Genomic DNA, 20,670 nt, shown 5'->3' with positions numbered 1-20,670 from the left:
CGCCGCCGCACGCTCCAGGCGAATGCGAGAGGCGTGCAAGGGGTGGTTGGGACGGTGACCCGGCTCGGCCAGCCACCACCATGAGGAGCGAGAAGATGAATGAGACCGACGTGGTCGGGATCTACGAACGGGCGGACATCTACGAGGCCATTTACCGGGGACGGGGGAAGGACTACCAGGGCGAGGCGAAGGCCGCTCTCGCCCATGTCCGGTCCCGGACCCCGCAGGCCCGGTCGCTGCTCGATGTCGCGTGCGGAACCGGCTCCCACCTGAAGTACTTCGCCGAGGAGTTCCCCCGGGTCGAGGGTGTCGACCTGACCGAGGAGATGCTCGTCCTCGCCCGCGCCCACGTCCCCGGTGTGCCGCTGCACAAGGGCGACCTGCGCGACTTCGACCTCGGCGCCACCTTCGACGCCGTCACCTGCATGTTCGGCTCGATCGGCTACCTGGCGGACACCGGGGAGCTGGACCGGGCGCTGGTCCGCCTCGCCCACCACCTCAACCCCGGCGCAACCCTGGTGATCGAACCCTGGTGGTCGCCCGACACCTTCACCCCCGGCCACGTGGGCGCGGATCTGGTCGAGGTCGACGGCCGCACCATCTCCCGGGTCTCGCACACCACCCTGCACCCCGACCGCAGCGCGAGCCGCATGGAGGTCAACTACGCGGTCGCCGAGGGGGAAACCGGTCTGCGCACCTTCACCGACCTGCACGTCATGACGCTCTTCTCCCGCGAGGAGTACGCCGCCGCCTTCGCGGGGGCCGGCCTCACCATGGAGTTCGCCGCCTGGGACCAGTCCGGGCCCGGACTGCTCGTCGCCACCAGGCCGGCCGGCACCGCCGGTTCCGCGCGGGGAGACCGGTGACACCATGACCATCCACGTCTGGGACTACCTGCCGGAGTACGCGAGCGAGAAGGCCGACCTGCTGGCAGCGGTCGAACAGGTCTTCTCGTCCGGCCGGCTCGTGCTCGGCGCCAGCGTCCAGGGCTTCGAGGAGGAGTTCGCCGCCTACCACGGTGCCCGGCACTGCGTGGGCGTCGACAACGGCACCAACGCGGTCAAGCTCGGCCTGGAAGCCCTGGGCGTCGGGCCGGGTGACGAGGTGATCACCGTCGCCAACACCGCGGCCCCGACGGTGCTGGCGATCACCGGGACCGGCGCGACCCCGGTGTTCACCGACGTCCGCGAGGACGACTACCTGATGGACACCACGCAGGTCGCCGCCGCGATCACCCCGCGCACCAAGGTCCTGCTGCCGGTGCACCTGTACGGCCAGTGCGTCGACATGGCGCCGCTGCGCCGCCTCGCGGACGCGCACGGGCTGAAGATCCTGGAGGACTGCGCCCAGACCCACGGCGCCCGCCACCACGGCCGCCCGGCCGGAACCCTGGGGGACGCCGCGGCCTTCTCGTTCTACCCGACCAAGGTCCTGGGCGCCTACGGGGACGGCGGCGCCGTCCTCACGGACGACGACGAGGTCGAGGAGAACCTGCGGCGGCTGCGTTACTACGGGATGGAGGAGACGTACTACGTCGTGCGCACCCCCGGCCACAACAGCCGGCTCGACGAGGTGCAGGCCGAGATCCTGCGCCGCAAGCTGACCCGGCTGGACACCTACCTGGAGGCCCGCAGGGCCGTCGCCCGGCGCTACGAAGAGGGCCTGGGCGACCTCGTGGGCCCCGGTGGCCTCGTCCTGCCGGCCACGTCCCCGGGCAACGACCACGTCTACTACGTGTACGTGGTCCGCCACCCCCGGCGCGAGGAGATCCTCGAAGCGCTGGCGGCCCAGGACATCATGCTGAACATCAGCTACCCGTGGCCCATCCACACCATGACCGGCTTCGCGCACCTCGGTTACGCGGAGGGTGACTTCCCGGTGACCGAGCGGCTGGCCGGGGAGATCTTCTCGCTGCCCATGTACGCCTCACTGCCCGAGGGCACGCAGGACAAGGTGATCAGCGCCCTGCGCGAGGTCCTGAACCAACTCGCGTGACCCCCACACCCGCGCGGCCCCGCCCGGGGTCCCGCACCCGGCGACACCGCCACGCTCCTGAAGGAGGAACGACGATGAAAGCACTGGTGCTGGCCGGAGGGCTGGGCAGCCGGCTGCGTCCGTTCAGCCACTCCATGCCCAAACAGCTGATCCCGATCGCCAACAAGCCGGTTCTCGCCCATGTGATGGAGAACCTGCGCGATCTCGGTGTCACCGAGATCGGCGTGATCGTGGGGGACCGCGGCGGTGAGATCGCCCGCGCGCTGGGCGACGGCTCCTCGATGGGCGTGCGCCTCACGTACATCCAGCAGGACTCCCCGCGCGGACTCGCCCACTGCACCAGCATCGCCCGGGACTTCCTCGGCGACGACGACTTCGTCATGTACCTCGGCGACAACATGCTCAGCAGCGGCCTGCACACCATCGCCGACGACTTCCGCGCCTTCCGCCCGGCCGCCCAGGTCGTGGTGCACAAGGTGGCCGACCCGCGCGCCTTCGGGGTGGCCGAGGTCGACGAGAACGGCCGGGTGAGCCGGCTGGTGGAGAAGCCGCAGCACCCGCGCAGCGACCTCGCGGTGATCGGCGTGTACTTCTTCACCGCCGCCATCCACGACGCGGTGGCCACCATCGGACCCAGCGCCCGCGGCGAACTGGAGATCACCGACGCCATCCAGGCGCTGGTGGACTCCGGTGCCGACGTCCGGGCCCGGGTGCACTCCGGTTTCTGGAAGGACACCGGCAAGGTGGAGGACGTACTGGACTGCAACCGCGAGTTCCTCGACGCGCTCGCCCCCGCGGTCGAGGGCGAGGTCGACGGAGCCAGCGAGCTGATCGGCGCCGTGCGCGTCGAGGCGGGCGCCCGGGTGGTCCGGTCGCGCATCGAGGGTCCGGCGATCATCGGCGCCGGCACCCTCGTCGAGGACAGCAGGATCGGCCCGCACACCTCGATCGGCCGGGACTGCGTGCTGCGCGCCGCGGGCGTCGACTACTCCATCCTGCTGGACGGGGCCAGCGTGCAGCGTGTCGGCGGGGTCAGCGGCTCCGTGATCGGCCGCGACGCCACCGTATCCTCGGCCGTGTTCGCGCACTGCAACCGTCTCGTGGTCGGTGACCACGCCAGCGTGGAGGTCGCCGCATGAAGGTCTTCGTGACGGGCGGAGCCGGCTTCATCGGCTCCACGTACGTCCGTTCGCTGCTGGCCGGGGCCTACCCCGGCTACGAGGACGCCGAGGTGACCGTCCTCGACAAGCTCACCTACGCCGGCAACCGGGCCAACCTGCCCGCCCACCACCCCCGCCTCACCTTCGTCCGCGGCGACGTCTGCGACCTGGGCCTGCTGCGCGACCTGCTCCCCGGGCACGACGCCGTGGTGCACTTCGCGGCCGAGTCCCACGTCGACCGCTCGCTCACCGACGCCTCCGCCTTCGTCACCACCAACGTCGGCGGCACCCAGGTCCTGCTGGACGCCGCCGTCAGCACGGGCGTACCGCGCTTCGTGCACATCTCCACCGACGAGGTGTACGGGTCCATCGAGCACGGCAGCTGGGACGAGAACTGCCCGCTGCTGCCCAACTCGCCCTACGCCGCCTCCAAGGCGGCGTCCGACCTCATCGCCCGCTCCTACTGGCGCACCCACGGCCTCGACCTGTCGGTGACCCGCTGCTCCAACAACTACGGCCCCCACCAGCACGTCGAGAAGCTCATCCCGCGCTTCGTCACCAACCTGCTCAACGGCGAGCCGGTCCCGCTCTACGGCACCGGCGGCAACGTCCGCGAATGGCTGCACGTCGACGACCACTGCCGGGCCGTCCAGCTCGTCCTCACCCGGGGCCGGGCCGGCGAGACGTACAACGTCGGCGGCGGTGACGAGCGCACCAACCGGCAGCTCACCGACCTCCTGCTGGACCTGCTCGGCGCCGACCCCGCGCTGGTCCGGTACGTCACCGACCGCAAGGCCCACGACGTGCGCTACGCCCTCTCCGACCGCAAGCTCCGCGAGGAGCTCGGCTACGCACCCCAGGTGGACTTCGCGCACGGCCTCGCCGAGACCGTCGCCTGGTACCGGGACAACCCCGGCTGGTGGAAGCCGGTCCGCGACGCGGCACAGGGCGGGGAACGGCGGTGACCGGCGGCGCCCGGGGACCGCTGCGGGGGCTGCGGGTCGTGGAGCTCGCGGCGATCGGCCCGGCGCCGTTCGCCTGCATGATGCTCTGCGACCTCGGCGCCGAGGTGATCCGGGTCGACCGTGCCGACGGCCGGCGCTCCTTCGCCACCTGGCACCGGGAGCTGGACCGCGGCCGGCGGTCCACGGCCCTGGACCTCAAGAGCGAGGAGGGCAGGACCGCGCTGCTGCGGTTGGTCGCCGACGCCGACGTCCTGGTCGAAGGGTTCCGGCCCGGGGTGGCGGAGCGGCTGGGCATCGGCCCGGACGCCTGTCACGCCGTCAACGCGGGCCTGGTGTACGGCCGGATGACCGGCTGGGGCCAGGACGGTCCGCTCGCCCGTACCCCCGGCCACGACATCAACTACCTGGCGCTGAGCGGCGCCCTGGACGCCATCGGGGAGGCCGACGGCCCGCCCGTACCACCGGTGAACCTGCTGGGGGACTTCGGCGGCGGCGCGATGTTCCTGGTCGCGGGGATACTCGCGGCCCTGTACGAACGCCGCTCCAGCGGACTCGGGCAGGTCGTCGACGCCGCGGTCGTCGACGGCGCGGGGGCGATGCTCGCCATGCTCACCGCGATGACGGAGGCCGGCCAGTGGCGCGCGGCACGTGGCAGCAACCTGCTGGACGGCGGGGCGCCGTACTACCGGTGCTACCGCTGCGCGGATGGCGGGCACGTGGCCGTCGGCGCGCTGGAGGAACGGTTCTACGCCGCCCTGCTCGACGGCCTCGGGCTCGACGCGGCCGCTCTGCCGGACCGGGAGGACCCCGCCAACTGGGCCGAGCTGCAACGGCGGTTCGCCGACCGCTTCGCCACCGCGGACCGCGACGTGTGGGCCGCCCGCTTCGAGGGCACCGAGGGCTGCGTCACCCCGGTGCTGACGCTCCAGGAGGCCGCCGCGCACCCGCACCAGGTGGCACGGGCGGGCGGCCCCGCCGTGCCCGCCCCGCGGTTCAGCAAGGCCGCGTCCGTCCGGGCGCACTGACCGGGACCGCTTCCGCCCGGGCACGTCGGCCGCGGGCGGTCCCGCCGGGCCCCGCCAGGTTCCAGCCCGGTTCGAGCGGCGTTGTGGTGGTGCTCCACCCGGCCGCCCGACCGTGGGCGCTCCGCACCGCCAGGACCGGAAAACCACGGCCGGGCGGGGAAGCACGAGGACACCGTGAACAGGAGGGGTGATGACCGAGCAGAGCTTCGAGCTCTACGACACGACCTTGCGCGACGGCACTCAGCAGGAGGGGCTGGTCCTCAGCGTCGAGGACAAGCTCGCCGTCGCCCGTCTGCTGGACGGCCTCGGCATCGGCTGGATCGAGGGCGGCTGGCCCGGAGCGGTGCCCAAGGACACCGAGTTCTTCCGCCGCGCAAAGAGTGAACTCATCCTGGACAACGCCAGGCTGGTGGCCTTCGGGGCAACCCGCAGGGCCGGAGTGTCCGTCTCCGTCGACCCACAGGTGCGGGCCCTGCTCGCCGCCGAGACCCCCGTGGTGACCCTGGTCGCCAAGAGCCACCCCGCACACGTCGACCGGGCGCTGCGCACCACCCTCGCCGAGAACCTCGCCATGATCGGCTCGACCGTGCGCCACCTGGTGCGGGCCGGGCGGACCGTGTTCCTCGACGCCGAGCACTACTTCGACGGCCACCACGCCAACCGCGAGTACGCCCTGGCCGTCGTCCGGACGGCCGCCGAGGCGGGCGCCTCCACCGTCGTGCTCTGCGACACCAACGGAGGCATGCTGCCCGAGGAGATCGGCGCGGTCGTCGTCGACACCCTCGACCTGACCGGTGTCCCCCTGGGCATCCACTGCCACAACGACTCCGGCTGCGCCGTCGCCAACACCATGGCCGCCATCGACGCGGGCGCGATCCACGCCCAGGGCACCGCCCACGGCTACGGCGAACGCTGCGGCAACGCCAACCTGTTCACGGTCGCGGCCAACCTCGTCCTCAAACGCGGCCGTGAGGTGATCCCGCTGGAGAAGCTGCGCGACCTCGCCGCCACCGGCCGCACCATCGCCGAGATCACCGGCGTACCCGCCTCGCCCGCCGACCCGTACACCGGCTCGTCCGCCTTCACCCACAAGGCAGGACTGCACGCCTCCGCCCTGCGCGTCGACCCCGGCCTCTACCAGCACACCGACCCCACCCTGGTCGGCAACACGATGCGCACCCTCGTCTCCGACATGGGCGGCCGCTCCTCCGTCGAACTCAAGGCCAGGGAACTGGGATACGAGGTCCGGGCCGGCTCCGAGGCGGTGGCACGGGCCGCCGAGCGCATCAAGGAAATGGAGAGCCGCGGCTACAGCTTCGAGACCGCCGACGCCTCCTTCGAGCTGCTGCTGCGCGACGAACTCGCGGGCGGCCGGGCAAACCGCCCCTTCGAGGTCGAGGAATGGAGCGTGGGCGTCAGCCGGGAGCGCGGCGGCGGCACCCGTACCGAGGCGCAGGTGCGACTGCGCGTGGACGGCGTGCCGCTCAGCGCCACCGGCACCGGCAACGGTCCGCTCAACGCCCTCGACAACGCGCTGCACAGCGCCCTCGACCCGTTCTTCCCCGCGCTGGCCCGGCTGGTCCTCGTCGACTACCAGGTACGGCTGCTCAGCGGGCAGACCGGCACCGATGCCGCCGCCCGGGTCCTCATCTCCTACCGCGACGGGCGCGAGCGGCCCAGCGGCGGCCGCAGCTGGAGCACCGTCGGTGTGGACACCAACACCGTGACTGCGGGCTGGCGGGCGCTGCTGGACGCCGTGCACTTCGTCCTGCTCGACCAGGGCACCGCCGTCCCCGCGACCGTCACCTGACCGGCCCCCGCCCACCCCACCGACGTACCGACTTCCGACTGGAGAGCCAGCCGTGCGCGTGGAAGACACCTACATACGGGGAACCTCCGTCCGGTTCCCCTCCTCCCTCAGCATCGCCGACGCCGTCGCCGACGGATCGTGCCCGCAACGCGTCGCCAGGGCGACCGGCATGCTCTCGGTCGCCCACTCACCGCACGAGTCGGCCGCCGAGATGGCGGCGGCCGCGGCCCGCACCGCACTGCAGCGCTCCGCGTCCGGCCCGGGCGACGTCGATCTGCTGCTGCACGCCGACACCTACCACCAGGGACAGGACCTGTGGCCGGTCGGCTCGTACATCCAGCGCGAGGCGGTCGGCAACAGCTCCCCGGCGATCGAGATCCGGCAGATGTCCAACGGCGGACTCGCCGCCCTCGACCTGGCCACCGCCTACCTGAGCGCGGGCCACGGCCACGCGGACGCGCTGCTCACCGCGGCCGACCGGTTCTGCCCGCCCGGCATCGACCGCTGGCTCACCGACCCGGGCACCCCGTACGCGGACGGCGCGTCCGCCCTGGTGCTGTCCCGGCGCGGCGGCTTCGCCCGGCTCAAGTCGGTTGCCGTCCTCGCAGACCCCGACCTCGAACCCATGCACCGCGGCGACGAACCCTTCTCCCGCGCCCCGTTCAGCCACCGCATCCCGGTCGACTTCGAGGAGGCGAAGAAGGCGTTCGTGGGCCGGGTGGGCATGTCGTACGCCATCTCCCGCGCCCACCAGGGACAGCAGACCGTCGTCAAGCACGCCCTCACCGACGCCGGCATCGAACTCGCCGACGCCCGCTGGGTGGTGCTGCCGCACTTCGGACTGCGCAGACTGCGGTCCATCTACCACCAGCCGTTCGGCATCGACGTCTCCCGGACCACCTGGGACTGGAGCCGCACCGTGGGGCACCTCGGGGCGGGCGACCAGTTCGCCTCCCTGGACCACCTGCTGGTGACGGGGAAGGCCGCGCCGGGCGACCACATCGTGCTGATCGGCGTGGGCGCGGGCTACAGCTGGGGGTGCGCGGTGATCGAGATGCTGCGCAGGCCGGACTGGGTACCGGCCGGCTGAGCACCTGGCGGCCCGCCCGGGGGAGCGCCCCGGACGCGTGGCCCGCCGCGCGAGGCCCTGCGCAGGTACGCGGAGGGATCCCCCCCGAGAGCCTGCGCCGGAGTCCTCGACGTACCTCCGCATGAGAACTCCACCCGGGCTCCACCACCGTGCGAGCCCGGTTCTGTCACGCTGTCGTACCGGGCCGCCGGTGCGGCCGTACCGAAGGGAAGTCCACCGTGGCGCCGATCGCTACGCCCATCACGCGCACCACCTCGCACTCCGTGGCTGTGGCCGCCCCGCCCGACGCCGTCTACCGGCTCGTCGCCGATGTGTCCGGCTGGCCGCAGATCTTCGGCCCCACCGTGCATGTCGATGTCCTGCGAGAGGCCCCGGAGACCGGCGGCGAGCAGCTCCTGCGGATCTGGGCCACCGCGGCGGGCCAGGTACGCAACTGGACCTCGCGCCGCGTACTGGACCCGGCGGCCCGCACGGTCGGCTTCCGCCAGGTCGTCTGCGCCGCCCCGGTGGCCGCCATGGGCGGCGAGTGGCGCATCGAGGCCGACGGCGAGGGCAGCCGGGTGGAGCTGCTGCACGACTACCGGGCGGTCGACGACGACCCGCAGGCCGAGGAACTCATCGCCCAGGCCATCGACCGCAACAGCAACGCCGAACTCGGCGCACTGAAGGCGACCGCCGAACTCGGTGCCGCCCGCGCGCAGTTGCACTTCACCTTCCACGACAGCGTCACCGTCTCCGGCGCCGACCCCGGGGACGTCTTCGCCTTCCTCGACCAGGCCGGCCGGTGGCCCGAGAGGCTGCCGCACGTGGCCCGCCTCGACCTCATCGAGGACACCACCGACAGCCAGGCGGTAGTGCAGCACATGGACATGGACACCCGCGGCGGCGACGGCTCCACCCACAACACCGTCTCCACCCGGATCTCCTTCCCCGACCGGCGCGAGATCGTCTACAAACAGTCGCGGGTACCGGCCGCGATGACCGGTCACACCGGCCGCTGGACGATCGTGCCCGACGTGGACGGCACCTTCGAGGTCACCTCCTGGCACACCGTCACCCTCGATCCGCAGGGCGTGCGTACCCTGCTCGGCCCCGACGTCACCCTCGACGAGGCGCGCGCCCTGGTGCGCCGGACGCTCGGGGCCAACAGCTCGGCCACGCTGCGCCACGCTGCGGAGTTCGCCGGCCGGCAGGCGGCCGGAGCGACGGAGGGAGCCCATGGCACGCGATGACCGGTTCCGTGACCCGGATCAGCCGTTCACCGTGATCTACCGGTTCAGGGCGAAGGGGGACCCCCATGACTTCGAGCGGGAGTTCCACGAGCACTCCCAGTTCCTGCGCGGTCGCGACGGCTTCGCCTTCCTGGTCACGGTACGTGTCACCGAGCAGCCGAACGTGTACGTGCACCTCGGCCACTGGCGCTCCAGGCGCGGATTCCTGCGCACCGTCGGGGACCCCGCCTTCCTGGCCCAGGTCCGCAGCCTGGGGCCGATGGCCGAGGTCGAGGCCGACCAGGCGGTCAGCGTGCGACGGGTGCTGCACGACACGGCGGAGGAGGGTGCGTCGAACGTGGTGGTGACCCGGGCGGTACTGCCCTCGGAGAGCGAACGCCCCGCGTTCGAGAGGCGGTTCGCGCAGCTCGGCGACCAGTGCGCGGCCTCCGGCGGGTTCGGCGGCAGCGACCTGCTCCGTTCCACGGTCCACCCGCTGACCTACACCGGCCTCCAGTGGTGGCGGCACGCCGAGGACTGCGACCGCGCGCTCAGCGGCAACGGCTACCGGCAGGAGGTGCGGGCCCTGTCCGAGATCGCCGCGCTCCACACCGAACGCACCAGCCACCTCGCCTACCAGCGGGCCAAGGAACCCACCGACCGCAGCTGACCCCCGCCCGCCGCACCTCCGGGACCCGTCCCGGGGTGCGGCCGCGGCGTGCCTCCGGCAGTGCGGGAGCAGAAGTCCACATCTGCTCGGCCCAGTCGCGTTCCGTACCCGAGGTCGCCTCAAGCAGCTGCGCCCATCCTGCGGGCATGACACACCCACCCACGGAATTCGGTTCCCTCACGGTGGTCCGCGGCTGCCCCGACGACGCCGAACTCGCCGCGGTCACCGCCGCGCTCATCCTGTGCCTGCGCCGCGGCGAACGTCCCGCGCAGGCGCGTGAGACGGCGTTGGCGCACTGGACCGTCAAGGGCGGCGGGCGCCGCCGCACCCCGGCCCGGCCCCGCCCGTGACCACCGCACCGGTCGACGCCGCCGGGAAGACCGGTGCCGCAGGAGAGGGGGACACCATGCACGAGCACCGCACGTTCACCGAGGCCGTCCGGGCCCGGATCGCCCAGACGCCGCAGCGGGCGGCACTGATTCTGCTCTCCGAGGGCGACCCGCGCGGGAGCGGGGCGGGCGCCGCGGCGCCGGACGCCCTCATCGAGGAGACCGTCACCTACGCCGAGCTCGACTCCCTCGCCCGGGAGATCGCCCGCAGGCTGCGCCCGCACGCGGCCGCCGGCGAGCGCGTCCTGCTCGTACAGCCCTCCCGCCGGCTGTTCGCGGCCGGGCTGCTGGCCTGCTGGTACGCCGGGGTGGTCGCCGTTCCGGTGGCACCGCCCGGCGGACCCGGCCACCACGACGAACGGGTGGCCGGCATCGCCAAGGACGCCGCGGCGGTCTGCGCCCTCACCCCGCGCGCCCTGGCACCCGAGGTCTCCCAACTGCTCGCCCGCACCGGGCACGGCGACATCACCTGCGTGCTGAGCGACGGCCCCGGCACGACGGACCCGCAAGGCGAACCGGACCCGCAGCACGTACCGGACCCGCAACTCGTACCGGACCCCCACGGCGTACCGGACCCGCCACTGCCGCAGGCGGGACCGGAGACGGTGGCGCTGCTCCAGTACACCTCCGGTTCCACCCGCGAACCGCGCGGCGTGATCATCACGCACGGCGCACTCCTCACCCACCAGCACGCCCTGTCCGAGGCGTTCGGCACCCGCCCCGGCGAGCGGATCGGCGGCTGGCTGCCGTTCCACCACGACATGGGCCTCGTCGGCCAGCTGCTGCACGCCCTGTGGCTGGGCGGCACCACCGTGCTGCTCACCCCGCAGGCGTTCGTGAAGCGCCCGCTGCGCTGGCTGCGGATGATCTCCGACTACGGGCTGACCGCCTGCGCCGCCCCCGACTTCGCGTACGAGCTGTGTGTGCGCCGCGTCAACGACGCGCAGATCGCCCAACTCGACCTGTCCCGCTGGCGGACGGCGGTCAGCGGCGGGGAGCCGGTGCGCGCGGAGACCCTGCGCGCCTTCGCCGAACGGTTCGCCCCGGCCGGGCTGCGTCCCCACGCGCTCACCCCCGCCTACGGCCTGGCCGAGGCGACCCTTCTGGTGGCCGCCAGGCCCGGCCGGGGCCGCATGCCGTGGCGCACCTTCGACCATCCGGACGGCGGGCCGCCGGTGGTGTCCTGCGGACCGCCTGCCGCGGGCACGGAGGTCCGGATCGTGGACCCGGACACCGGGCGGGCGGTGCCCCCGGGCGCCACCGGTGAGATCTGGGTGCGCGGGGACGCGGTGGCCCCGGGCTACTGGCGGCGGCCGGCCGAGACCGCCGAGGTCTTCGGGGTCCGGCAGGCCGGCGGGGGCGGCCATCTGCGCACCGGCGACCTGGGCATGCTGCGCGACGGCGAGCTCTGCGTCACCGGCCGGCTCAAGGACATGATCGTCGTCGCCGGACGCAACCTCTACCCGCAGGACCTGGAGCGGACGGTGCAACAGGTCAGCTCACTGTTCGGCGCGACCACCGTGTTCGGCGTCACCTGCGGCCGCGAACGGGTCGTGGTGGTACAGGAGTTGCGGGCGCGCAGCCGCTACGACCTGGACCTGGACAAGCTCGCCGCCGCCGTGGAGGGGCGGCTCGCCGAGCAGTACGAGATACGCACCGGCGGTGTCCTGCTGGTGCGGCCGGGCACGATACGCCGCACGACCAGCGGCAAACTCGAACGCGCGGCGATGCGCGGCCTGTTCCTCCAGGGCAGGATCAGCCCGCTGCACCAGCGCCTGGAACCCGAGATCGAACAACTGCAGGCGCCGACGGACACCGCCGGCGCCGCCGGGAGGCGCACATGATCCCTCAGTACCACCAGGCCCGGGGCGGCCCCCGGCAGGACCGGGCCCAGGACCGCATCGACGCGCTGGAACGCGCCTTCGGGCCGCTCGACGATCCGGCCAACCCGCTGGGCGGCGCCGCCCTGCTCGCCGCCGACGCGGTGGGCGAGGTCCCGGCGGAGGCCGAGCGGGTGCTGGACGACCACGGGCTCAACGCGGAGTTCGTGCCGACGGCACTGGGCGGCCGGCTGGAGCGGATGGACGTGCTCGGCCGGGTGCTGCGCCCGGTCTTCCGCCGGGACGCCTCGCTCGGCTTCGGGTACGGGCTCAACTGCTTCTTCGCGGCCACCCCGGTCTGGACCGGCGGCACGGCCGGCCAGCGCGCACAGGTGGCCCGGCTGCTGCTGGAAGGGGAGCGGGTCGCGGTGGCCCGGCACGAGGTCGCGCACGGAAACGACTTCGTCCGGGACGAGTTCACCGTACGGCCGCACCCCGACGGCGGACTGGTCGTCGACGGGTCCAAGTCGGCCATCGCCAACGCCTCCCGGGCGAGCGGCCTGGTGGTGTTCGCCCGCTCCCGGGACGCCGACGCCGGGGCCCGCAGCCACACCGTGCTGCTGCTGGACCGGCGTGACCTGCCGGCTGACCGGGTCCTCGACCTGGACCGGCGCATCACCGACGGGATGCGCAGCGCGGAGTTCGGCGGGCTGCGCCTCACCGACGTGCGCGTCCCCGACAGCGCGGTGGTCGGCGCGCCCGGCGGGGGCTACGAACTCTCGCTGCGCTCCTCACTGATCATCCGCGGGCTGATTCCCTCCATCGTGCTGGCCGGGGCGGACACCGCGCTTCGGACGGTCGCCCGGTTCGCCGCCCGCCACCGCGCCGACGGCCGCTCGTCCCTCGATGTGCAGCACGTGCGCTCCGTGCTCACCGGCGCCTTCCTCGACCTGCTGATCAGCGACTCGCTGGCACTGGTGGCGACCCGGGCGCTGCACCTGATACCGCGGGAGACCAGCGCGTACGCGGCCGGCGCCGCCTATCTCGCGCCGAGGCTCATCGCGGAGGCGATGGACGAGATGTCCGCCGTGCTCGGCGAGGAGAGCTTCGCACGCGACGGCGCGTACGGGATGTTCCAGAAGCAGCTGCGCGATCTGCCCGTCACCTCCATGGGGCACGCCGGCAGCGCGGGCCGTCAGGTCAGCATCCTGCCGCAGCTGCCGCACTTCGCCCGCTCCTCCTGGTTCCGGGGCCCGGCGGCACCCGCCGCACTGTTCGCGCTCGACGGGGAACTGCCCCCGCTGGAGCTTTCCCGGGCCACCCTGCTCGGCGACGGCGACCCGCTGGCCGCGACCCTGGTGGCGGGCGCGGACCGGGCGGGCGGCACCCCGGGGGACGCGGACATCCAAGCCCGCTCGGCACTCTTCGTGGCCGAACTGCACGAGCTGCGGGCCGCGTTCCTCGACGTAAGGCCCGGCGACCGGCGTGCTCTCGCCAGCCCGCACCACCTCGGGCTCGGTGACCGGTACACGCTGGTGACCGCCGCCGCGGCGGTACTCGGAGTGTGGCAGGGGCAGTCCGCCCTGGGCGGGTTCCTGGCCGATCCCGCCTGGGTGTCGGCGGCCCTGCACAGGCTCGCGCGCCGGCTGGGGCTGCCGGTGGGCGAGCGGCCCGCCGCCGCCGAGGAGCGGGTGTTCACCGAAGTGCTGGACCGGCTGCACGGCCGCCGCAGCTACGACCTCCATGCCTCACCACTGGCCTGACGGGCCCCGCACCCGCCCCCTCACAGGATGAAGGACCGCCATGCAGAACTCAGTGCCGACCTCGCCCGACGACCGGCCCGAACACGTCCACTTCGAATGGCTGATGCAACGCCTCACGCACTACCTGGGGCGGCCGGTCGACCCCGATGTGCCGTTCGCCGAGTACGGCCTTGACTCGGTCGCCGCACTCAGTCTCTACGGGGACATCGAGGAGGAGTTCGGCCCGCTCGCCGAGCCGGGCGACATCTGGTCCTACCCCACGGTGAACCAGCTTGCCCGCTGCATGGCCCAGCGGGACGTCCTCGTCTCCGCCGAACGCGTACGGGCGGCCTTCGTCTTCACCGGCCAGGGCTCCCAGCACCCCGGCATGACCTCCGGCCTGTACCTGAACTCCACCGGCTACCGCAGCCACCTGGACGAGGCGGCCGAGGAACTGCGCCCGTACACCAAGGAGTCGGTCGTCGACCTGATCCTCTCCGGCGACCCCCGTGTGCACCTCACCGGCTTCACCCAGCCCGCCCTGTTCGCCGTCGAGTACGCGATGGCCCGCACCTTGCAGGACGCGGGGGTGCGGCCGGTCGCGGTGCTGGGCCACGGCATCGGTGAGTTCGCCGCGGCGGTGGTGGCGGGCGCGCTGACGCTGCAGGACGCCGCCCGGCTCGTCTCGCTGCGGGGCGCCTTCATGCAGCATCTGCCCATGGGCGGCGGCATGATGGCGACCTGCGCGGCCCCCTTCGAGGCGGCCGAACTGATCGCCGACGAGCCCGAGGTGGGCATCGCCGCGATCAACGCGGCCCGCGCGACGGTGCTGGCGGGCCCGGTCGACGCCCTCGCCCGGATCGCCGACCGGCTGTCCGGGCAGGGCCTGGCGTCCCGGATGCTGGAGGTCGCCCACGCCTTCCACTCGCCGCTGATGCGGCCGATGGTCGCCAAGTTCGCCTCGGCGGTGCGCCGGCTGCCCGGCGGTGTGCCCCGGGTGCCGTTCTACTCCACGGTGTACGGCCGGCTGGCCACCGAGCCGCTGTACGCCCCGTACTGGACGGAGCAGGTGACCGCCCCGGTGCGGTTCGCCGACGCGGCCCGCGCGCTGTTCGCCCAGCAGAGCCTCACCCACGTGGTGGAGATCGGCCCGCGCGCCGTGCTGACGCCCTTCCTCAACCGGATGGGCGCCGACGCGGGCCTGCACTGCTTCCCCGTCTGCCGGGGACCCCGGAGCGACGCCGTCGACCTGGCCGGAGTGATCTCCACGCTGGACGCCGGCCCGCTGGCGGCCGTCCTGGCGAGGGGATGAGCGGGGTGGCGGCCCGGCGTACCCGGGTCCTCGCCCCGCACCACGTCCGCGGGCCCGCGGGTCCCTGGGACGTCGTGCCGCGGGAACTGGCGAGTTCCGGAACGGTGCTGGTGCACGCGAGCATGCCGGAGTGGCAGCCGTCCGCGGACGTGTCCCAGGAACGGCTCAGCGCACTCCTGGGCCGTGACTGGCACCGCTACCAGAGCATGGAGCGGCCCCGCATGCGGGAGCGGCTGATGGCCTCGCGGCTGCTGCTGCGGTACGCCGCGGCCGCGGCCATCGGCTCGACACCCGAGCAGGTCGACCTGGCGTACCAGCCGGGCGGCAGGCCCTATGTGCGCGGCTGCGACCAGATCGACGTGAGTCTCAGCCACACCGAGGAGATGATGGTCGTCGGCATCACCCGGCGCGGCCGGATCGGCGTCGACGTGGAGCGCGCCGACCGCAGACTGGCCGGCACCGGCTCGGAGCGGCAGGCCTGCACCCCGTACGAGAAACGGCAGTTGGACGCGGCGGGACCCGCGGTGCGCAACGACCTGATGGTCCGGCTGTGGACGCTCAAGGAGGCGTACAGCAAGGCGCTCGGGCAGGGACTGCGGTTCAGGTTCACCGAGTTCGGCTTCGAACTGCTCGCGGACGGGGCCCGGCTGACCCGCCCGGAGGGCGGGCCGGCCGACCACGGTGCGTGGGTCTTCGGCACCTTCCCGGTGGCGGCGTACGTGGTCAGTGCCGCGGTGCACGACACCGGCTTCGGCGATCTGGCGGACCTGTCCGTCGACACCGTCCTGGACGGCGGGCTGCTCGATGTGCTGCTGGCGGCGGAATCAGGGGATCCAGCCCGCGTCCTCGGCGATGCGCACGGCGTCGATCCGGCTGCGGGCGCCCAGCTTGGTGACGATGGCGGTGAGGTAGTTGCGGACCGTTCCGGTGGAGAGGTAGAGGCATCCGGCGATCTCGGAGGTGTCCGCGCCGCGCGCCGCGAGACGTAGCACCTCCACCTCGCGCGGCGAGAGCGGGATGTCGGGGGAGTCCCAGGCGGACAGGGCGAGCTGGGGGTCGACCACCCGCTTGCCCGCCGCCACGTTGCGCACGGCCGTGGCGAGCTGGTCGGGCGGGGAGTCCTTCAGCAGGAACCCGTGGACCTGGGCGAGGAGCGCCCGGCGCAGGATGCCGGGGCGGCCCAGACTGGTGAGGATGAGGGTGCGGCACTCGGGGAGCCGCTCGTGGAGTTCCATCGCCGCGGTGAGCCCGTCGGTGCCGGGGAGATCGTGGTCGATCACCGCGACGTCGGGTCTGGACTCCAGGGCGGCCTGCACGATGAGGTCCCCCCGGTCGACGGTGGACACCACCTTGAGGTCGGGCTCCAGGTGCAGCAGCGCCACCAGGGCGCCCCGGATCATGTGCACGTCCTCGGCGAGCAGGATGTTCACCATCAGCATCGTTCCCCCGTTTCTTCGCTCACTCTGTGTGCAGCGGCTGTACGGGCCGGGGCCCGCCCCCCGGCTGCGGTACGGATGCCGCGGGCTCCCGCGGCTTCTCCGGCACCCATGCCTCCAGTTGGAAGCGCCCGTCCTCCCGTACACCCGCCCGCAGCCGCCCCCCTACCGCGTGGCAGCGGGTCCGCAGGTTGTCCAGCCCGCTCCCGTCCCGGCTCGGGTGGGAGTCGAGCGCATGTGTCACCCCGTCATTGACCAGGACCAGGCGAATCGATTCGCCCTCCCCGGTGGCGCTGATGCTACAGAACCGGACCCGGCTGTGCCGGAGGACATTGGTAACCCCCTCGCGCAGGGCGGTCGCCAGTACGGTGTCGATCATCGGATGCAACCGGCCGTGGTCCAGGGCCACTTCGGCCCGCACCCCGGCGGCGGACAGCACCGCGGCCACCGCCTGGGCCTCGTCCCGCAGCGACATCTGCCGGTATCCGCTGGCCACCATCCGCACGTCCGCCAGCGCCTGGCGGGCCACCACGAGCAGCGCCTGGATCTCCTCCTGGGCCCGATCCGGATGCCGGGTGATGAGCCGGTTGGCCAGTTCTCCCTTCAGGGTGACCGCCGACAGGCTGTAGCCGAGCAGGTCGTGCAGGTCGCGGGCGAACCGCAGCCGCTCCTGACTGACCGCCATGCGCGCCAACTGCTCCTTGGCGTCGTGCAGTTCCTGCACCATCTCGCTGAGCTTGGACAGCCCGTACAGCAGGATCGAGCACAGCAGTGCCGAGACGGTGAAGTACGCGGCCTCCGCCGGCTGGGTGCCCGCGAGCATCGAGTAGACGGGAATCGCCGCCAGCAGTACGGCGAACGCGGGCCAGGCCAGCCGGCCGGGCAGCAGCAGGAGCAGGGAGGCTCCCATCGGCCCTTCCATGGCTCCCCAGTTCAGCCCGAACCAGATGAACGGGACGTAGGTCAGCAGGAGTTGGGTGACCAGTGCGACGATCCGCCGGTCCGTCGGCCACTGAGCCGAGCGGGGCGAAGTGATCATGAATTGCAGAGTGAAGATCACCGCCACGCACACCAGGCTCGCCGCGACGGTTGGCGAGAATTTCCACGACGCGACGACGTTGAGCATGGTGATCGTGCTGTAGCAGAGCAGGGCCATCACGGCGATGCCCCGTGCCAGCCGCGGGGCGAGCAGTTCCCGTGGCACCGTCCGGCGTCCCACGCCGCCTTCCGGAGTGGATTCCTCAGCGGGGCCTGTCACGGATGCAGCCTCCTGGCGACTGTGGGGGACCGGCCGTATCGTATGTGGGGTCCGGTCCGTCGGCCACCCATTCGGATGCGATGGGCACATCGTATGACGGAACGCCAGAAACGCACTGTTCAGGCGAACATGGGCACCGGATTGACCTCCGACTCCGGTGTACGACGCGTCAGCAGGCCTCTTTCCACCGGTACTTGGAACAGCCGCCCCGGAGCGAAGCGCGCCCAGTAGTGCCGCATCCCGGGCACCACCACCTTGACCACCGGGAGTCCCGTGTCGGGCCTGGTCTGGTCCAGCACCAGCAGTTCCATGCCGCGCTCCGCCACCAGCCGGCCGGCCAGCAGCACGTCGTCGAGCAGGTCGCCGCGTGCGGACGGCGCCCAGTGCCCCGGTGTGCGCGGCACCTGGCCCGGATCGGGGAGCAGGTAGGGCTGGGTGGCCAGCGTCGCCCGGTCCCACCAGCGCGCCACCTCCGGATCACCCGCGTACACCGTCCGGTCCACCTTCGCGTCGGCCGGCGGCAGCAACTGGCTCATCTCCGTCACGGCCCGGCGCAGCGCGAGCCGCGCGTCGAAGTGAGCGCCGAAGCCGAAGCAGATGTCCTCGGTGTGGCCGTCGGTGCGCCGGGACAGCGCCACCACCACCGGAATCCCGAAGTCCGAGGTGAGGTCCAGCGCCCACACCTCGCGCCCGGCCCGGCCGTAGGACCGCCGGGCGGACGCCAGCCACGGTTCGTCGAAGGCGTCCAGGTCGACGGCCGGGTGGCGGGTGCGGTTGTACCACCACAGGGCGACCGCGTCCCGCTCGACCAGTTCCAGGAAGCCCTGCACGAGGGCGTCCTCCAGGCTGCTGCCCGCCGCGTTCCCGTTGGAGTCGGCCCAGGGGGAGTGGGTGCGGCCGTCCCGGCCGGGACCGAAGTACAGCATCGAGGTCGGCAGCAGCCGCTGGGAGCCCGAGGTCAGCGACCACAGCGGCGTCCAGTCCACCGGGGCCAGCGGGTCGAAGGGCTGTGGCACCAGCTGGAACGGCGAGCGGGCATACCGGGTGTTCCAGTCGTCACGGGTGCGCAGCTGGCGCTCCGAGTAGAGCTGGCAGTCGTTGGGGTGCAGCGCCGCGGCCCCCAGCCCGCGCAGGGTGCCCCGCACGGCCGGCTCGTCGCCCTGGCGGGTGCCCGAGAACCGTTCGACGGCCTCGCACAGCGCGCCGACCTCCGCCTCCAGCGCGGTGGTGCCCTTGCCCCCGCTGTGGGTGCGCATACCGCCACGCAGCTCGGCGAGCCCCTGGCCGCCCAGGGCCAGGTTGCGGCCCGACACGTAGTGATAGGTCCCGTCGGGGGTCCGGTCGGCGGGCCGCACCTCGGTGACGACCCCGCTCACCGGGCTGACCAGATGCCGGTACCGCTCCAGTACCGCGGCGGCCGGCAGTGCCCGGTCGTTGCCGCCCTGAGCCCGGTGCTTGGGCCGCGACACGGGGACGACGGGTGCGTTCACCCGCCGGGCGACCAGGGTGGGATCGCCGCAGTCGGGACACTGCGGACGCCGGGACACCGGGTGCAGGTCGGCACTCAGGGAAAGGGTGTCGAACCGGGTCACCCCGCGCTGGGCGGGACCGCGCAGCCCGGCCGCCCACTTCACCGCCTCCAGCACCGCGAGGTGCAGCCCGAGCGCCCCGGTGGGGGCCAGCGCGGTGGCGGGCAGCGGCAGCGCGCCGTCCGGCCCGAGGGTCCGCCGGACCGGCGACTGCGAGGCGCGGTGGCCGCGCAGCCGGTGGGCCAGGCAGGACCAGCAGGCACGCTCCGGGTCGGCGCCGTCGAAGAACGGACCCACCCACAGTTCGCTGCCGGAGATCCGGGCGGGCAGCCAGGGCCGGCCCGCCGCCCGGTGCCCGGCGTCCACCTCGCGCAGCCCCGGATGCAGATAGTCGTCGCACAGCACCAGGGAGAGGGCCGCCGTCCGGTCGGGGCCGGCGACGTCGAGACCGGCGGCCCGGCAGGCCGCACGGGCGGCCTCCGGATCCGTCCGGCCGAGCGCCACCACGTCCACCAGGGTGTCCGCCACCTGCTGCTGAGTGCGCGCGCCGTCCAGCCCGGCGGCGTCCCAGTACGCGTGTGCGGCCTGCTCGGCGGGGCAGTCCACCCGGGTGCGGTAGCCCAGCAGCCCCGACGAGGCGAGCTCGGTGATCGTCCGGCCCGCATCGGCGGCGGGCATCGCGCCCGCCGCCGAATGAAGGACCTCGGCCAGTGAGCGGGTGCCGTCGAGCAGCGGGACCAGCGCCTCGACATGAGCGCCGTGTATCGCGGTGGTCCCGCTCTCGGTCAGCAGATAGACGGCCTCGCCCGCGACCGTTTCGACCCGCAGATGCCTTTTGAATCCGACCGGAAGGCCGCCGGTCGTGGGCGAGAGGGTCATGCCGTCTTCGGAGCGTCGCTGAAGGTGCGCCAGGTCGGCAGCAGCATCGTCGCCGGGCCGGGACGGTCCAGCTCCTCGATGGACACGGTGGCCGAGGAGCCGGCGGAGGTGAAGACGGGCTCCGCCGCGGACAGACCGAACGCGGCCAGGACGGCGAGCGGGTCCGTCGCGTACTGGAGGCTCAGCTCGGGCTCCAGCACGCGGCGAATGCTCAGCATCGCGACGCGCTCCTCCTCGGACAGGACCGGGGAGGCGGCAGGGGCGAAGTTACTCGGGGCAGCAGTGACCGTAGTGCTCATAGGAATCTCCTTGAGACGTGATGGGGTGTGCGTCGAGTGCTCGTCTCGCAGTGAGGATTCTGTGTGCGTCCCGATCAATT

General features: G+C 72.9%; 17 protein-coding genes and 1 pseudogene. 14 read left to right on the top strand and 4 right to left on the bottom strand.

Going from position 1 to position 20,670, the window contains the following annotated elements; all coding sequences use genetic code 11:
- Nucleotides 1-95: 95 nt before the first annotated feature.
- From ACIA73_RS33110 to ACIA73_RS33045, 14 genes and pseudogenes are all read left to right on the top strand, one after another.
- Complete coding sequence (locus ACIA73_RS33110; RefSeq protein ID WP_399442586.1) at nucleotides 96-866, top strand: class I SAM-dependent methyltransferase; 771 nt, start codon at nucleotides 96-98, stop codon at nucleotides 864-866.
- Between the two features lie 4 nt (nucleotides 867-870).
- A complete protein-coding gene (locus ACIA73_RS33105) occupies nucleotides 871-1,995 on the top strand; it encodes a DegT/DnrJ/EryC1/StrS family aminotransferase (protein WP_399442585.1) in 1,125 nt (374 codons plus the stop codon).
- Nucleotides 1,996-2,069: 74 nt separating this feature from the next.
- A complete protein-coding gene (locus ACIA73_RS33100) occupies nucleotides 2,070-3,134 on the top strand; it encodes a glucose-1-phosphate thymidylyltransferase (protein WP_399442584.1) in 1,065 nt (354 codons plus the stop codon).
- Nucleotides 3,131-4,120 (top strand): dTDP-glucose 4,6-dehydratase, encoded by a 990-nt coding sequence (gene rfbB, locus ACIA73_RS33095; RefSeq protein ID WP_399442583.1) that lies wholly within the window; start codon nucleotides 3,131-3,133, stop codon nucleotides 4,118-4,120. The genes ACIA73_RS33100 and rfbB overlap by 4 nt, the downstream gene beginning before the upstream one ends.
- Nucleotides 4,117-5,145, top strand: coding sequence for a CaiB/BaiF CoA transferase family protein (locus ACIA73_RS33090; protein WP_399442582.1), 1,029 nt, complete (start codon nucleotides 4,117-4,119; stop codon nucleotides 5,143-5,145). The genes rfbB and ACIA73_RS33090 overlap by 4 nt, the downstream gene beginning before the upstream one ends.
- Nucleotides 5,146-5,335: 190 nt before the next feature.
- Entirely contained in the window at nucleotides 5,336-6,955 is a 1,620-nt protein-coding gene (cimA, locus tag ACIA73_RS33085) for a citramalate synthase (RefSeq protein WP_399442581.1), read from the top strand.
- A gap of 52 nt (nucleotides 6,956-7,007) precedes the next feature.
- A complete protein-coding gene (locus tag ACIA73_RS33080; RefSeq protein WP_399442580.1) occupies nucleotides 7,008-8,045 on the top strand; it encodes a ketoacyl-ACP synthase III family protein in 1,038 nt (345 codons plus the stop codon).
- Between the two features lie 218 nt (nucleotides 8,046-8,263).
- Nucleotides 8,264-9,277: an aromatase/cyclase gene (locus tag ACIA73_RS33075; protein WP_399442579.1), complete on the top strand. Its 1,014-nt coding sequence runs from the start codon at nucleotides 8,264-8,266 to the stop codon at nucleotides 9,275-9,277.
- Nucleotides 9,264-9,926 (top strand): hypothetical protein, encoded by a 663-nt coding sequence (locus tag ACIA73_RS33070; RefSeq protein ID WP_399442578.1) that lies wholly within the window; start codon nucleotides 9,264-9,266, stop codon nucleotides 9,924-9,926. The genes ACIA73_RS33075 and ACIA73_RS33070 overlap by 14 nt, the downstream gene beginning before the upstream one ends.
- Nucleotides 9,927-10,072: 146 nt before the next feature.
- A complete protein-coding gene (locus tag ACIA73_RS33065) occupies nucleotides 10,073-10,276 on the top strand; it encodes an acyl-CoA carboxylase subunit epsilon (RefSeq protein ID WP_399442577.1) in 204 nt (67 codons plus the stop codon).
- Complete coding sequence (locus tag ACIA73_RS33060; RefSeq protein ID WP_399442576.1) at nucleotides 10,273-12,159, top strand: fatty acyl-AMP ligase; 1,887 nt, start codon at nucleotides 10,273-10,275, stop codon at nucleotides 12,157-12,159. The genes ACIA73_RS33065 and ACIA73_RS33060 overlap by 4 nt, the downstream gene beginning before the upstream one ends.
- Nucleotides 12,156-13,898 (top strand): acyl-CoA dehydrogenase, encoded by a 1,743-nt coding sequence (locus tag ACIA73_RS33055; RefSeq protein WP_399442575.1) that lies wholly within the window; start codon nucleotides 12,156-12,158, stop codon nucleotides 13,896-13,898. The genes ACIA73_RS33060 and ACIA73_RS33055 overlap by 4 nt, the downstream gene beginning before the upstream one ends.
- A gap of 40 nt (nucleotides 13,899-13,938) precedes the next feature.
- Complete coding sequence (locus ACIA73_RS33050; protein WP_399442574.1) at nucleotides 13,939-15,189, top strand: acyltransferase domain-containing protein; 1,251 nt, start codon at nucleotides 13,939-13,941, stop codon at nucleotides 15,187-15,189.
- Nucleotides 15,186-15,890: pseudogene (locus ACIA73_RS33045) on the top strand (4'-phosphopantetheinyl transferase family protein); the annotation flags it as partial. The gene ACIA73_RS33050 and the pseudogene ACIA73_RS33045, both read left to right, overlap by 4 nt.
- A gap of 123 nt (nucleotides 15,891-16,013) precedes the next feature.
- Here ACIA73_RS33045 and ACIA73_RS33040 read toward each other — a convergent pair.
- The 4 genes from ACIA73_RS33040 to ACIA73_RS33025 all read right to left on the bottom strand — a co-directional run bounded on the left by ACIA73_RS33040 (nucleotide 16,014) and on the right by ACIA73_RS33025 (nucleotide 20,590).
- Nucleotides 16,014-16,622: a DNA-binding response regulator gene (locus tag ACIA73_RS33040; protein ID WP_399442652.1), complete on the bottom strand. Its 609-nt coding sequence runs from the start codon at nucleotides 16,620-16,622 to the stop codon at nucleotides 16,014-16,016.
- A gap of 25 nt (nucleotides 16,623-16,647) precedes the next feature.
- Entirely contained in the window at nucleotides 16,648-17,883 is a 1,236-nt protein-coding gene (locus ACIA73_RS33035; RefSeq protein WP_399442573.1) for a sensor histidine kinase, read from the bottom strand.
- 119 nt (nucleotides 17,884-18,002) lie between these two features.
- The gene (locus tag ACIA73_RS33030; protein ID WP_399442572.1) at nucleotides 18,003-20,291 is read right to left on the bottom strand and encodes a TOMM precursor leader peptide-binding protein; all 2,289 of its coding nucleotides are present in this window, start codon (nucleotides 20,289-20,291) and stop codon (nucleotides 18,003-18,005) included.
- Entirely contained in the window at nucleotides 20,288-20,590 is a 303-nt protein-coding gene (locus ACIA73_RS33025; protein ID WP_399442571.1) for a hypothetical protein, read from the bottom strand. Before ACIA73_RS33025 ends, ACIA73_RS33030 begins: the two co-directional genes overlap by 4 nt.
- Nucleotides 20,591-20,670 lie beyond the last annotated feature (80 nt).

Origin of the sequence: Streptomyces sp. NPDC051561 (assembly GCF_044454195.1) — a bacterium.
Lineage (GTDB): Bacteria > Actinomycetota > Actinomycetes > Streptomycetales > Streptomycetaceae > Streptomyces.
Note: the sequence above shows the minus strand (reverse complement) of the source record. Positions and strands in the feature narration are given on the sequence as shown.